This is a genomic window from Phenylobacterium sp., assembly GCF_013822795.1.
In the GTDB taxonomy this organism is placed as follows: Bacteria; Pseudomonadota; Alphaproteobacteria; order Caulobacterales; family Caulobacteraceae; genus Phenylobacterium.
Genome location: NZ_PNLB01000003.1, coordinates 107,248 through 121,938 on the forward strand (window position 1 = coordinate 107,248; position 14,691 = coordinate 121,938).

The 14,691-nt window shown below is 67.1% G+C and carries 12 protein-coding genes and 1 tRNA gene; 5 read left to right on the top strand and 8 right to left on the bottom strand.

The genetic code is table 11. The features are described 5' to 3' along the window. Positions 1-62: 62 nt before the first annotated feature. Positions 63-1,067 carry an NADP-dependent oxidoreductase gene (locus tag C0481_RS03620; protein WP_293400772.1) on the top strand — a complete coding sequence of 335 codons (1,005 nt, stop codon included), beginning with the start codon at positions 63-65 and terminating at the stop codon, positions 1,065-1,067. A 63-nt stretch (positions 1,068-1,130) separates the two neighbouring features. Next, positions 1,131-2,030, top strand: a complete 900-nt coding sequence (locus C0481_RS03625; protein ID WP_293400774.1) for a cobalamin biosynthesis protein CbiG — start codon at positions 1,131-1,133, stop codon at positions 2,028-2,030. A gap of 10 nt (positions 2,031-2,040) precedes the next feature. Here C0481_RS03625 and C0481_RS03630 read toward each other — a convergent pair whose 3' ends face one another. From C0481_RS03630 to glmU, 8 genes are all read right to left on the bottom strand, one after another. Continuing rightward, positions 2,041-2,451, bottom strand: coding sequence for a VanZ family protein (locus tag C0481_RS03630; RefSeq protein WP_293400776.1), 411 nt, complete (start codon positions 2,449-2,451; stop codon positions 2,041-2,043). A gap of 59 nt (positions 2,452-2,510) precedes the next feature. Next, positions 2,511-3,887 (bottom strand): MATE family efflux transporter, encoded by a 1,377-nt coding sequence (locus C0481_RS03635; protein WP_363223115.1) that lies wholly within the window; start codon positions 3,885-3,887, stop codon positions 2,511-2,513. A 123-nt stretch (positions 3,888-4,010) separates the two neighbouring features. Then, positions 4,011-4,376 carry a VOC family protein gene (locus C0481_RS03640; RefSeq protein WP_293400778.1) on the bottom strand — a complete coding sequence of 122 codons (366 nt, stop codon included), beginning with the start codon at positions 4,374-4,376 and terminating at the stop codon, positions 4,011-4,013. Between the two features lie 24 nt (positions 4,377-4,400). Then, positions 4,401-5,780: a class II 3-deoxy-7-phosphoheptulonate synthase gene (locus C0481_RS03645; RefSeq protein ID WP_293400780.1), complete on the bottom strand. Its 1,380-nt coding sequence runs from the start codon at positions 5,778-5,780 to the stop codon at positions 4,401-4,403. A 95-nt stretch (positions 5,781-5,875) separates the two neighbouring features. Further along, entirely contained in the window at positions 5,876-7,078 is a 1,203-nt protein-coding gene (locus C0481_RS03650) for an O-antigen ligase family protein (RefSeq protein ID WP_293400782.1), read from the bottom strand. Further along, a complete protein-coding gene (gor, locus tag C0481_RS03655; RefSeq protein WP_293400784.1) occupies positions 7,075-8,451 on the bottom strand; it encodes a glutathione-disulfide reductase in 1,377 nt (458 codons plus the stop codon). Before gor ends, C0481_RS03650 begins: the two co-directional genes overlap by 4 nt. Positions 8,452-8,461: 10 nt before the next feature. After that, entirely contained in the window at positions 8,462-9,148 is a 687-nt protein-coding gene (rpiA, locus tag C0481_RS03660) for a ribose-5-phosphate isomerase RpiA (RefSeq protein ID WP_293400786.1), read from the bottom strand. 37 nt (positions 9,149-9,185) lie between these two features. After that, entirely contained in the window at positions 9,186-10,535 is a 1,350-nt protein-coding gene (glmU, locus tag C0481_RS03665) for a bifunctional UDP-N-acetylglucosamine diphosphorylase/glucosamine-1-phosphate N-acetyltransferase GlmU (protein ID WP_293400788.1), read from the bottom strand. 82 nt (positions 10,536-10,617) lie between these two features. On the opposite strand from glmU, the gene gph reads away from it, so the two are divergent. The 3 genes from gph (at position 10,618) to C0481_RS03680 (ending at position 14,658) form a co-directional block, all read left to right on the top strand. Next, positions 10,618-11,322 (top strand): phosphoglycolate phosphatase, encoded by a 705-nt coding sequence (gph, locus tag C0481_RS03670; RefSeq protein ID WP_293400790.1) that lies wholly within the window; start codon positions 10,618-10,620, stop codon positions 11,320-11,322. A gap of 27 nt (positions 11,323-11,349) precedes the next feature. Next, positions 11,350-11,424, top strand: a tRNA-Val gene (locus C0481_RS03675). A 1,497-nt stretch (positions 11,425-12,921) separates the two neighbouring features. Continuing rightward, a complete protein-coding gene (locus C0481_RS03680; protein ID WP_293400792.1) occupies positions 12,922-14,658 on the top strand; it encodes a hypothetical protein in 1,737 nt (578 codons plus the stop codon). The last annotated feature ends 33 nt before the right edge of the window (positions 14,659-14,691 follow it).

A 14,691-nucleotide genomic window follows, 5' to 3' on the forward strand; every position in this document is an offset into this window, starting at 1 on the left:
CACCTGCGGCGAGCGCCAACGTGGGCCGCAAGAGATCACCGGCGGGCAAGGGAGACGCCAGAATGACCACCTCGCGCGAGGTCCGGCTCAAGAGCCGCCCCGTCGGCACGCCGAACGCCGACAACTTCGAACTGGCGTCCGTCACCCTGCCCCCACCCGCGGCGGGCGAGGTTCAGGTCCGCAACGACTGGATGACCGTCGACCCCTACATGCGCGGCCGGATGAACGACGCAAAGAGCTATGCGGCGCCCTACGCCCTGGGCGAGGCCATGCATGGCGGCGCGGTCGGCACCGTCATCGCGTCCGGCGACGAGGGCTTCAAGCCGGGCGACCTGGTGCAGTCCAACTACGGCTGGCGCGAGGCGTTCAACGCTCACGCCTCGATGGTCCAGAAGCTCGACACTATGGGCCTGCCGCCGCAGGCGTTCCTGGGCGCGGCCGGCATGCCCGGCATGACCGCCTATGCGGGCCTGCTGCGGGTTGCGGGCCTGAAGGACGGCGACGTGGTCTTCGTTTCGGCCGCGTCCGGGGCGGTCGGCTCGATGGTCTGCCAGATCGCCAAGCTCAAGGGCCACAAGGTGATCGGCTCGGCTGGCGGGCCCGAGAAGGTGCGGTTCCTCAAGGAAGAACTCGGGGTCGACGAGGTCCTCGACTACAAGGCCGCGCCCGACCTGGTGAAGGCGCTGGAGACCGCCGCCCCCGAGGGGATCGACGTCTATTTCGACAATGTCGGCGGCGATCACCTGGAAGCCGCGCTCAACTCGGCCCGGCCGTTCGCGCGCTTCGCGCTGTGCGGGATGATCTCGATGTACAACGCCACCACCCCGCCGCCGGGACCACGCAACATCGCCTTGGCGGTCGGCAAGCAGATCCGCATGGAGGGCTTCATCGTCTCCAGCCACTACGACTTGCTGCAGGCCTTCCACCACGACCTGGCCGAGTGGCACGCCGCCGGCAAGCTGCAGTGGCGTGAAACCGTGGTCGAAGGCATCGACCGCGCCCCCGAAGCCTTCCTCAAGTTGTTCTCCGGCGAGAACTTCGGGAAGATGCTGGTCAAGCTGTCCTGAGGACGTTGGCCGCTCGGGAACGAGCCGCTACAAGCCAAAGGTTAGTTCCTGCCGGAGTTTCCCGTGTCTCGCCTGTTCAGCGCCTATGTGATCGTCGACTGGAGCGCGGCGGCCAAGCCCGCGACGGGCCCCGACTCCGTCTGGATCGGGGTGATGAAGCGCGACCTGCGCTTCAGGCTGTCGTTCGAGGCGTTCAATCCCGCCACCCGCGCCGAGGCCGAAAAGAAGCTCGCCGAGATTCTCGACGACTTCCAGAAGCGCGGTGAGCGCGTGCTGGTCGGCTTCGACTTCCCGCTCGGATTCCCGCGCGGCCTGGCCAAGGCCCTCGCCCTGCCCGGCGACCTCCCGTGGCGGGCGGTCTGGGATCAGCTCGACAAGATGGTCAAGGACAAGGCCGACAACACCAACAACCGCTTTGGCGTCGGTTCGGAGATCAATCGGCGGCTGACGGGCGGCCCGTTCCCGTTCTGGGGCTGCCCGCCCAAGGATGCGCTGACCACGCTGCAGCCTAAGCGCACGCGCGCCCATGGCCCGGACGACCTGCCGGAGTTCCGCCACGCCGACCTGGCGGCCAAGGGCGCGGCGTCGATCTGGAAGCTCTACTACAACGGCTCGGTCGGCGGTCAGGCGATCCTGGGCATCCCGGCGGTGCGCCGCCTCAAGCTCGCCCGCGGCGAGGCCGTGAAGGTCTGGCCGTTTGAAGGCGGCTTCAAGGCGCTGACCGAGGCCGACCTGGCCGGCGTCGGGGTCGTGGTCGCCGAGGTCTATCCCTCGCTCTACAAGGCCCAGCCACAGCCCGGCGAGATCAAGGACCAGGCGCAGGTCCGCGTCACCGCCGAGCACTTCGCGCGGCTGGACGAGACCGGCAAGCTGGGGGCGATCTTCGGCGCGAAGAGCACGGCCGCCGACGTCATCGTCGACGCAGAGACCGAGGAAGGCTGGATCCTGGGCGTCGAAGCCTAGGGCGGACCGATCAGGCCGCGGCCGAGGTTTCCGGAACCCGGTCGCTGGCCCGGCGGCGGCGCTCGACCACCGGCGGACTGCGCAGCGACTGGATCCACATCGGAACCCAGACGGCGAAGGCGCCGGCCGCGTCGGCGGCCAGGTCGCTGAAGCTGACCCCGCGATGGGTGAACATCTGCGCCACCTCAATCGAGGCGCCCAGCATGACCGCAGCCAGGGTGATTTCCAGGCGCCGATTCTTGGGGAACGCAGCCATCATCAGGGCGGTCAGCCCGTAGAAGGCGATGAAGTGCGCGGCCTTATCGGCCGGCACGAAGTTCTTCTCCACGCCTTGCAGGCCCGGCGTGATCATGCCGACGCCACAGACCACCGCGGCGGCGATCAGCAGGAAACGGGCAGTGATTTTCGACGAGAGAACCATGGGCGGCACCCTCGCAGATCAGCGTGAATCGACCGTTCACCGCGCGAAAAATAGTTCCGCTACAACCCGCGGCGGGCCAACATCCAGAACCGTGCGCTGAGCAGGCCGGCCGACAGGAACGAGGCTGCGATGACCGCCCAGACGATGCCGTTCAGCCCGATTTTCAGGTGGATCGCCAGGAACCAGGCCAGCGGCATCATCACCAGAACATAGCTGGTCAGGTGCGTGAAGGTCGGCAGCCAGACATCCCCGCGCGCCCGCAGCGCCTGGGCGATGACCACCTGCAGGGCGTCGACCAGGAAGAACAGGCACGACAGGACCAACGCCGCCGACGCCATGGCGATCACCACCTTGTCGGAGGTGTAGGCCTGGCTGATCAGGCTGGCGCTCGGCCAGATGACCAGCGAGATGACGAGACCGAAGACCGCGGTAATGCCGAACCCGATCAAGCCGGCCCGCGTCACGCCGCGGGCGTCGCGCGCGCCATAGGCGCGGCCGACCATCACCGCCGTGCCGGTCGAGAGGCCCAGCGGCACCATGAAGACCAGGGCCGCGACGTTCAGCACCACCGCCCAGGCCGCGACGCTGAGGCCGCCCATCCAGCCGGCGAAGATGTTCATCGAGGCGAAGGCCGCGACCTCGAAGAAGTTCGAGGCGCCGGCGCCATAGCCGATGCGCCGCTGCTCGACCTCGGCGGGCTTGTCCCGCTCGGGCTTGTTGAAGACGCCCAGCGCGCGAGCTTCGGGCATGCGCCAGATGTAGGCGAGCATCGCCAGGGCCAGGAAGGTCCGGGCCCCTGTCGTCGCCCAGGCGCCGCCTACAGCGCCCAGCGCCGGCAGGCCGAAGTTGCCAGGCACCAGGACCAGCAGCAGGGCCAGGTTCACGCCGTTGGCCAGCCACATCATCACCGCGCCGGGCTTGGGCTTGCCCAGCCCCTCCAGCCAGAAGCTGGCCGCCACGCTGAAGGCGTATCCGGGCAGCGACAGGGCGAAGATCAGCATCGCCCTGGCCGCGCCGTCGGCCAGGTCCTTCTCCAGGCCGATGACGTGAAGGAAGGTCGGGCCGGCCGCCAGGGTGACGACCATCGAGACCACACCGATCCAGAAGCCGTAGGACAGGCCGCGCCGCAGCACTGCGCCGGTCAACTCGCGCCGCCCCTGCCCGATCCGGCGGGCGGTCATCACCTGCACCCCGGTCAGCAGGCCGACGCACATGGTCACCACCACGCTGGTCGGAGCCCAGGCCAGCGCGTGATAGCCGAGCTGCGTCGCGGAGAACCGGCCAACGACGATGGCGTCGGACAGGCCCATGACCATGATGCCCAGGCGCGACAGCACGACCGGCCACGAGAGCTTCCACAGCTCCGCCGTTTCCTTGCGCACAACGTCGATTTCGCGCTCTCCCGAGGGAAGAGCAGCCTGGGCCGGGTCGGCCATGATCTCACCGGTTTTCAAAGAGGCGCGGAAGGTGAGGCTTTGGACCGCGCTCTGCAAGAGGCCGGATGCCGCCGGCGCCCATTTTCCAGGCGCCGGTGACTTTACTGGCGCGGGCCTTGCGCCTCAGGCTTGGCGGGTGGCCGCCTGCCAGACATTGCCCCATGCGTCGCGGAATGTCGCCCGGCGGTCGCCATAGGCTGTTTCAAGCGGCGCCTCGAGCGTCTCGGCTCCCGCCGCCATCGCACGCTGGTAGATCAGGTCAGCGTCCTCGACGTAGACATAAAGGAACGCGGACGTCGGCTCCCGCCGTCCCCCGCCCTCGCTGATCAGCACGACGCCCTCACCGATCCAGACCTCAGCCGGGGCGTCGCCGCGCACCACGCTGCGCGCCCCGAAGACCGCCTCCAGGAACGCCGCCAACCCGGCGACATCCTCGGTGAATATCCTCGGGACCAGCGTTGGCCAGCCCTCGGGTCGGAACCGCGTCATGCCGACGCCCTTCCCTGCTCTTGCCTAGATCGCCGCGCGCAGCGCCGCTTCGAGGCGTTCTTCCTTGAGCTTCTCGGCCACCAGGAAGGCCAGTTCCAGCGCCTGCTCGCCGTTCAGGCGCGGGTCGCAGTGCGTGTGATAGCGATCGGCCAGATCGGTCTCTGAGAGCGCCCGCGCGCCGCCGAGGCACTCGGTGACGTTCTGACCGGTCATTTCCAGGTGCACGCCGCCGGGATGGACGCCCTCGGATTCGGCGATCTGCACGAAGCTCTTCACTTCCGACAGGATGCGGTCAAAGGGCCGCGTCTTGTAGCCGTTGGCGGCGGTCAGGGTGTTGCCGTGCATCGGGTCGATCGCCCAGACCACCGAGCGGCCGGACTTCTTGGTCGCCTGCAGCAGGCGCGGCAAACGCTCGGCGATCTTGTCGTGGCCGAAGCGGCCGTAAAGCGTCAGGCGACCCGGCTCGTTCTTCGGGTTCAGCACGTCGATCAGCCGCAGCAGGTCGTCCGGCTCCATGGTCGGGCCGCACTTCACGCCGATCGGGTTCTTGATGCCACGGAAATACTCGATGTGCGCGCCGTCGAGCTGACGGGTGCGCTCGCCGATCCAGACCAGGTGGGCCGAGGTGTCGTACCACTCGCCCGAAGTGGAATCGACGCGGGTCATCGCTTCCTCGAAGCCCAGCAGCAGGGCCTCGTGGCTGGTGAAGAACTCGACGCGGTGCAAGTCCGGTTGGCTTTCCGGCGTCACGCCGATGGCGGCCATGAAGGTCAGCGCCTCGCTGATCTTCTCCGACAGCTCGCGGTACTTGGCGCCCTGCGGGCTGTCGGCGACGAAGCCGAGCGTCCAGCGGTGGATGTTGTAGAGGTCGGCGTAGCCGCCGCCCGCGAAGGCGCGCAGCAGGTTCAGCGTCGCGGCCGACTGGCCGTAGGCCTGCAGCAGGCGCTGGGGATCGGGTCGGCGGGAAGCCTCGTCGAACTCCATGCCGTTGATGATGTCGCCGCGATAGGACGGCAGCTCGACGCCGTCCACGGTCTCGACGGGCGACGAGCGCGGCTTGGCGAACTGCCCGGCCATGCGGCCCACCTTCACCACCGGCTTGCCGCCGGCGAAGGTCAGCACCACCGCCATCTGCAGGATCAGACGGAAGGTGTCACGGATGTTATCGGCGTGGAATTCCTTGAAGCTCTCGGCGCAGTCGCCGCCCTGCAGCAGGAAGGCGCGCCCTTCGGCGACGTCGCCCAGCAGGCTCTTGAGGCGGCGGGCCTCGCCGGCGAACACCAGCGGCGGCATCCCGCGCAGCGCCTGTTCCACCTTCGCCACTTCGGCCAGATCCGGATAGTCGGTCGGCACGTGTTTGGCGGGCTTGTTCCTCCAGGAGGCAGGCGTCCAATGTTCGGTCATGGCTCAACTCCGCGCCCGCACGACGAACGGGCCGAGGGCTTCTAAACCCAGAATGATTACGCAGTCGATGACGTAGGAAGGCCTCGGGGACCTTGCTAGGCGTTTTCCGCCCTGCCCTGTCGCTGCACGGCCATACACCCGGCCGCCGCCAGGCCGCCGACCGCCAGCCACCATTCCTGCCAGACGCCGAACGACACCGCCGAGAAGGTCAGGTAGGCGACCGCCGTGGCGACCGCCACGCCACGCCCCACGTCGCGCCGCGGCTGGCTCTGGCTGGCGATGGCCACGAACCAGAACACCGCCGCCGCCGTCGCGCCGATCAGGCCAAGCTCGAGCCAGATCTGCAGCGGGCCGTTGTGCGGGTGAAGCGTGATGCCGGGGCCGAACATGCGGCTGGCGTCGATGCCCCAGCCGCGCAGCGGATGATCGCCGATCCAGTCGGCCGCGTGGCGCCAATAGCTCATGCGCATCGACCAGGAAAGCGGCACCTCGCGCTCCAGCGTCTGGAACCAGCCGAGCTGGCGGGTGGCCCAGACGACGGCCGGCGCAGCAAGGAACAGCGCCGCAGCGAGACCGCCGATGACGCGAGGCGTCCAGACCGGCCAGCGCCAGACCGCCCAGGCGGCCAGGGCGCTGAAGGTCAGGGCGATGATCGGGGCGTCGGCGTCCAGCCCGAAGCTCGCCCCCAGAATTCCCGCAGCCATCAGCAGGCCAGGCAAAACCCCGGCGCCAGTCCGCCATCCGGCCAGGGCCGCGGCGGGGGTCAACACGGCCAGCACGAAGCCGCCCTGGGCCACGTTCTTGACTGCCAGGTCCGGCCGGATCGGATCGTTCATCGCCTGGCGCAGCGCCTGGTAGACGCCGGCGCCGGTCAGGGCCTCGATCGCCAGCAACGCGCCCAGCAGCGCCATGCCCCAGGCGAAGATGCGCAGGGCCAGGGCTCGACTGGCCGAGGTCATGGATCCCGCCGCCCGGAACAGCGCCCAGTAGAGCACGCCCTGCAGGATCAGCTTCATCGCCGTGGCCTGCCCAGCCTTGGTCGGATGGAACGGGCTCCAGACCATCGAAACGAGCGCCCAGGTCGCCAGCACCAGGATCGCCAGGGCGGCCGGACGGTCTCGCTCTTCAATGCGCAGCGCGCCGAGACAGAGAAAGCCGCTCAGGCCTACGATCGGAGCGAAGGCCAGCGGCCCCACCCAGCCGGCGACCGGCGCCAGCACGAAGGCGAAGGCCAGCATCCAGCCGAACCAGGAGGCCTCCCGGACCGGCGCGCCCGCCCCCACCTCCGCCGCCGTCACGCCGCCGCGCCCTGGGGCACGTACTTGTCGCGCATGGTCACCAGCTCTTCGGCCAGTGTCGGGTGCACCGCGCAGGTCGAATCCCACTGCGGCTTGGTCACCCCCATCTTCAGGGCGATGGCGGCCATCTGGATGATCTCCGGCGAATCCGGCCCGACGACATGGCAGCCGAGGATCTTGTCGGTGCCCGCCTCGACCACCAGCTTGATCATGCAACGCTCGTCGCCCCCGTAGAAGGTCGTCTTCATCGGCCTGAAGCGGGACAGGTAAATGTCGACCTTGCCATGAAGATGGCGGGCGTCGGCTTCCGACAGCCCCACCGAGCCGACCGGCGGCTGCGAGAAGACGGCCGAGGCGACCATGTCGTGATCGAAGCTGGTCGGGTTGTTGTAGAACTCGGTCTGGGCGAAAGCCGCGCCTTCGCGGATCGCCACCGGTGTCAGGTTGATCCGGTCGGTGACGTCGCCGACCGCCCAGATGTTGTCGACGTTGGTCTTCGAGAATTTGTCGACGGCGATGGCGCCCGCCTCGTTGAGCGTCACACCCGCGGTCTCCAGGCCCAGGCCCTCGACGTACGGCTTGCGGCCGGTGGCGAACATCACGACGTCGGTCTCGATGTCGCCGCAGCCGTCCATGTGGCTGACGAGGCCGGTGGCGGTCTTCTCGATGCTCTGGTGCTGGCAGCCGAGCATGATCTTCACGCCGCGCTTCTTCATCTCCTCGGTGACGTGCGAGCGGATGTCGTCGTCGAAGCCGCGCAGGATGTTGGGGCCGCGATAGACCAGCGTCGTGTCGACGCCCAGTCCGGCGAAGATGCCGGCGAACTCGACAGCGATATAGCCGCCGCCTGCGACCATGATCCGCTTGGGCAGCTCGGGCAGATGGAAGGCTTCTTCCGAGGTGATGATGTGCTCAGCGCCGGCGAACTCGGTCGGCGTCCAGGGCCGCCCGCCGGTGGCGATCAGGATCTTGTCGGCGGTGACCTCGCCCTTGCCGACCAGCTCGACCGTGTGAGCGTCCTTCAGCCGCGCCTTGGCGTGAACGATCTCGACGCCGGCGTTGCTGAGGTTGGTCACGTAGATCCCCGACAGGCGGGCGATCTCGCGGTCCTTGGCCTCCAGGAAGCGCTTCCAGTCGAACTGCGCCTCGCCGACGCTCCAGCCGTAGCCCTCGGCGACCTGCGCCTGGTTGGCGAACTCCGAGGCGTAGACCATGAACTTCTTGGGCACGCAGCCGCGGATCACGCAGGTGCCGCCCACGCGGTGCTCCTCGGCCATGCCGACCTTGGCGCCCGACAGCGCCGCCAGCCGTCCGGCCCGCACGCCGCCTGAACCGGCCCCGATCACGAAGAGGTCGTAGTCGTACTTCGCCACAGATGACTCCTTACGGCTCGAGGGTGACGACGCCGTCCGGCGTGCCCACCAGGGCCATGTCCGCGAGGTCCAGGAAGAGGCCGTGATCGACCACGCCGGTCACGCTCTTCAGCGCATCGGCGAGCTGGGCGGGGTCCTCGATACGCCCGCAAGCTGCGTCATAGATGAGGTTGCCGCCGTCGGTTTTCACCGGGGCGCCGTCCTTGAGGCGCAGACGCGGCGCGATCCCGAGGTCGCACTCGGCCAGCGCATCGCAGATCCGCAGCATCGTGGTCTCATGTCCGAAGGCCACGACCTCGATCGGCAACGGGAATTTTCCCAGCTTGGCGACCCGCTTTTCGGCGTCGGCGATGACCACGCAGCGCTTGGAAGCTTCCCAGACCAGCTTCTCGCGCAGCAGGGCCGCGCCGCCGCCCTTGATCAGCGACAGGGCCGGGCCGATCTCGTCGGCGCCGTCGACGGTCAGGTCGATGGACCTCACCTGGCCGAGTTCGCCGAGGCGGATACCAAGGCTCTGCGCCAGTTCAGCGGTCGCCAGCGAGGTCGGCACACCGACGATGTCCAATCCGCGAGCCGCCAGAGCCTTTACGAACCAGGCGGCGGTCGAACCTGTGCCCAGGCCCACGGTCATGCCGTTCTCGACAAGGGCGGCGGCGGCTTCGCCGGCGGCCCGCTTCTGATCGTCTGCAGTGCTCATGGCGGTGACATAGGCCAAGCGCAGGCTGGCCGCGACGTTATTTCTTCGCCTTCTTGGCCAACTTGGCGGCGCGGAAGCGCGCGGCCCAGCCGGGCTTCTCGACCTGGGCGCTGCGCTCCAGCGCCAGGGCGTCCGGGGCGACATCGCGGGTGATCACCGAGCCCGAGCCGGTATAGGCCCCCGCCCCGATCGTCACCGGGGCGACGAGGGCCGAGTTGGAGCCCACGAACGCCCCCTCGCCCACATGGGTCTCGTATTTGTCGAAACCGTCGTAGTTGCAGAAGATCGTGCCCGCCCCGAGGTTGGCCTTGGCCCCGACCGTGCCGTCGCCGAGGTAGGACAAGTGGTTGGCCTTGGCGCCGGCGCCCACCTTGACCTTCTTGACCTCGACGAAGTTGCCGATGTGCGCCTCTTCGCCGATCTCGGCGCCGGGCCGCAGGCGCGCATAGGGGCCGATCAGCGCGCCGGCCTTCACCACCGCGCCCTCCAGGTGGCTGAAGGCGCGGATCACCGCGCCGGTCTCGACGCTGACGCCCGGTGCGAAGACCACGAACTGTTCGATCGCCGCGCCCGCCGCAATCTGGGTGTCCCAGCTGAAATGGACGGTGTCGGGAGCCAGCATCTGCACGCCCTCGGCCAGAAAATGCGCACGGCGGCGTTGCTGGAAGATCGCCTCGGCTTGCGAGAGTTGCATGGCGGTGTCCGCGCCCATGACCGCGCTCTCCGGCGCGAGCGAGGCCCGCACCAGCGCGCCGTCCGCCACCGCGATCTTCACCGAGTCGGTCAGATAGTATTCGCCCTTGGCGTTGTCGTTGGTCACCTTCGACAGCCAGTCGAACATCCGGCGGCGGTCGGCGGCCATCATCCCGGCGTTGCAGACCCTGACCGCCAGCTCCTCGGGCGTCGCCTCCTTGGCTTCGACAATGCGCAGGACATGGCCGTCGGCGCCGCGCAAGACGCGCCCATAGAGCAGCGGATCGGCAGGCTCGAAGGCCAGCATCGCCATGTCGGTCCCACGCGCCCGCAGGTCGAACAGCGGCTCGAGGTCGCCAGGCTCCAGCAAGGGGCAATCGCCGTTCAGCACCAGAACGTCGCCGTCGAAGTCGGCCAGCGCCTCGCGGGCGGCCAGGACGGCATGGGCGGTGCCCAACGGCGGGTCCTGCACGGCCACGGCGTCCGTCCCCAGTCGCGCCTCGACCAGGGCGCGCACGGCCGGGCTGTGATTGCCGACCACCACCACGATCCGCTCGCAGCCGGCGGCCTGGACGGTGTCGATCACGCGATCGAGGATGGCCCGTCCGCCGACCTTGTGCAGGACCTTCGGCGTCGGCGATTTCATGCGCGTACCCTGGCCGGCGGCCATAATCACAGCGGCGCGTCTGGTCATGGATCGGTCCTCACGAGTCGGGCGGATGTTGCAATCATGCGGCGTTTAGCCGAAACGGCGAGCGGTTTCGACGGAGGGTTTCTTGACCGATCTCAGCGCGCTGGACGGCGCGACCATCGCCTTCGACCTCGACGGAACCCTGGTGGATTCCGCGCCCGACCTGATCGGGACGCTCAATGTCATCCTGCAGCAGGAGGGCGTCGCGCCGCTGCCGCTGGAGGAGGCGCGCCCCTTCATCGGCCATGGCGCCCGCCGACTGATCGAGCGCGGGTTCGCCGCCCAAGGCCGGCCGCTGTCGGCCGAACACATGCCCGCGCTCTTCGAACGCTTCCTGGCGCACTACAACGAGCATAGCGCCGACCTGACCCGCCCCTATCCCGGCGTGGTCGAATGCCTGGCAGAGATGAAGGCGGCCGGCGCCAGGCTGGCGGTGTGCACCAACAAGCTGACCGGGCTGTCGACGCCGATTCTCGAGAAGCTCGATCTCGCCCGATTCTTCGACGCCGTTGTGGGAGCCGATTCGGCCCCCGCCCCGAAGCCCGACCCCCGCCATCTGATTTTCGCCGTCGAGGCCGCAGGCGGGCGGATCGAACGCGCGGTGATGGTCGGCGACGCCTCCACCGACGCCGGCGCCGCCCGTGCGGCCAAGGCTCCGCTGATCCTGGTCAGCTTCGGCTACACCGAGATTCCAGCGGCCGAACTGGCCCCCGACATCCTGGTCGATCACTTCGATCAGATGGCAAATGCGTGCGTTCGGCTTCTGACCGCTTGCCCGGCGCAAAGCTAGCGGCTATAGGCGCACCCTTCCTGCGGCGGATGCGTAGCTCAGCGGGAGAGCACCTCGTTCACACCGAGGGGGTCACAGGTTCAATCCCTGTCGCATCCACCATTTTTCCCTTACATTTCAAGCCGCTAGGGACTGACCCCGAATTAATTGTCAGTCCGACTGCCAGTTTGAGGGCAAATAGGGGGCACTCTCAGCGCACCCGTGTTCATGGTTCGGTTCACCGTTCCACGAGGGGTCAGTCGAAATCAGAGCGTTTCAGGACGCTTTCCGGGGTCAGCTCGGTCTGATTCCCCATACACCTGCTGGACGAGGCCGGCCCCTCCACGTGAGGCTCAACGGCGACGACGATTCTGTTCGCCGCGCCGGGCAGACTTTCGAGGACCTCGGATAGGCTTCTTCAAGCCCATGTAGAGAAACCCAACTGCAGCCGTCGCGCTCAGCGCCGCTGCGGCGAGCATCCAGTCGCCCCGCTCGTTGCCTAGGCTTCCCGGGCCAATTGGTTGGCTGGCGTTCCCTGCATTGAAAGACGCGGCGCTCCCCGAGTAGCCCCTTCCGCCCTCCCTTCCCCCATCGCTGCGCAACAGGTCACCGATCGACTGGCCGTTCAGTTCGCAGCGCGCGACGACTCGATCATAGCTCTGGTGCTCGGCAATGCAGACGACGTCCCTTCGCATCGCCAGCCCCTCGAGTGCCCTCTTTGCCGAAGGCCCCTCAGGCGAGCCGAGTTCCGGGGCATAAAAATCAGCCAGGCGAACTTCGACCCAATCTGACCTGCCAGGGCCAACGCCCACACAGAGGCTGTCACCGTCCCCGACGTAGACAACAGGGCCTGAGAAGCGCGCTCCGGCCTCGAGATAACTAGGCAAGGGGCCTTGGTCTGGGATCGCCTTGCACGGATCTGCGCGCGCCTCTGCAACGCCTCCTAGACACGCCAGAGCTATTGCGAGGGGCGCCAGTACTGCGCCCCCACGTTGGACAAGCTTAGCGGCACTGGCCATCAGCTCCCCCGCTTCGCGGCTAGATCATACGCTACCGATATCGTGGCGCGCAGAAACCCAAAACTCAGAGGTCGCTGCCAACAAAATTCGGATCATCGGCATTCCCGTTCAGGGTGATCGCCGATCACAAACGTCAAGCCACAGACCACTGCCACGCTGTGAGCCCGTCGAACATCGACTGCGTCTGCTTCCGTGTGCGTCTTGACCGGAGGAAGACATGGACCTCGAACAGGGCGATTTCGCTCTAGCCATCTCGCGGTTTTGCCGCCTGCGACTACCGAGAGCCTTCACTGGCGCGGAGGTCCAAAAGCTACGGAATTGCCTCCTCAGCGCATGGAAACGAGGCGAAACACCAGCTCGACGCGGCCGGGGCTATGACTGGGTGGACCTGGCCCGAAAGTCAGGCGTCGCGCACGAGCGGATTCTCGCCGGACGAAACGTCATTGTCCCGATCCTCGCGGCACACGAGCGAGCGCTTGTCGGGCGACCACAGCTCGCTGCCTCGCCGGATCATCGGTCCAATAGCGCTGATCCTCGCCCCCGTAGCAGATCTGCTCTTCCGAGAGACGCGGCACCATTCGCGAGAGCCCTCAATCACCACATGACCCGCCATGGCGACAGCAGCTGGTCGCTGCATGCGGCGATCGCCGGCCCGGAGGACATCCTCGACAAAGGCACGCTTCGCACCTGGCGACGAGGGCTTAAGCAGCCGCAGGCGGTCGAGAGTCTCGCGCTGCTCAATCGCATTGAACAGCGATATCAGCTTCCGGAGGGGTACTTTCAGGAGAAGCTTGGGCCGCGGCCACGTGCGAGCGCCGGAAAGACGCCGGAACTAAGTGCCTCAGAATCTCGACGGCTCGCCTGGCACCTGCCTGACGACTTCGCGTCCCGCCCCGCGGCCGAGCGGGCGCGGATCCTCGAATGGGTGCGCCGGGTCATCATCTCGGGCAGCACGGACTACCGCAAATATCACGGCGAGACGGTCAAGCAGCGTTTCGGAATGAGATTTGACACGAGCAGGAGGCAGAATGAACTCGATGCCCCTCCACAGCTGCAAGAGGAGATGAACGATCTCGCCTCGTTCAAGAGCTCCACGCTCACGAGGACCGGCTTTCAACGCAGCGGGGTCTGGAACGAAGCCACAGCGGCTCAGCGGACTGAACACTTTGGCCTCCTCTTTGGCGCGCTTGCCGCCTCGCCAAACGGCGAAGTTCGGGGATTGGGCCTGCCCGCTGCCGACCTGACCTTCGGAATGCTGCTCTTCCCCGCCGTTTGGGACTGGTACGTCCAATGGCGCGAACGGCGGCGCGGCTTCTACACAAGCTGGGAGGCCGAGATGCTGCTCCTTGGCGCGGCGCTCACCCGAGCAGAGACAGGCTGGCTACGTCAGCGCCGAGACATCGCCGATCGGCTTGTGCCCGTTGAAGGCCTCGTGAGTCAGGCCGAGGTCGACGCCGTCAAGACCAACTGGGATCAGGCCTGCGACCGGCTAAACAAACACGCAGTGGCGAGAGCCAAGGAAATCGAACGTGTAGCCCGCGTCCATCGTGATCCGTTCGAGCCGATCCTGGTGATCCTCGAGGCAGACAGCCCCCTCGCCGAGTACCGCAAGATCACCGAGGAAATCGCGCGGCGAATGCCGGACCCCAAGCGCTACCCAAAGCCTCATGCTGAGGCGGTGCGATCATTCCTGATGCTCCGCATCGGCCTGCATTCGGGCCTACGGCAAAAGAACCTTCGCCAGCTGCTCGCGTGTCGGCAGGACGAACGGCCGCTGACCGAGCGGCAGCTAATCGAGGGCAAACGCGGCGAACTGCGATGGAACGAACGGGAGCAAGGCTGGGAACTCTTCATTCCTGCAGTCGCCTTCAAGAACTCAAGCTCTTCGTTCTTCGGCAATCGTCCCTTTCGGCTTGTCCTGCCGGACCTGGGAGGCCTCTACGCCTACATTGACTACTACCTGGAGCGCGGACGAGCGCTACTCCTAAGCGGATCACCCGATCCCGGCACGTTCTTCATTAAGACGGTGAAGACCACCAGCCGAAATGCCAGCTACACGCAGAGTGGCTTCTACGAAGCCTGGCGTCTCGTGATTCAACGCTACGGGATCTACAACCCCTACACCGGACGAGGCGCCATAGAGGGGCTCCTTCCCCACGGCCCTCACAACATCCGCGATGTGCTCGCAACCCATGTGCTCAAGCAGACTGGCTCTTACGAACAAGCGAGCTACGCAATCCAAGACACCCCGGAAATGGTCTCCCAGCACTACGGCCGCTTCTTGCCTCAGGACAAGGCCGCTCTCGCGGCGCAGGTTCTCAACAAGGCGTGGGCATAACGTCACGCCGCATCTAGCTCTCGACTCGCGAGG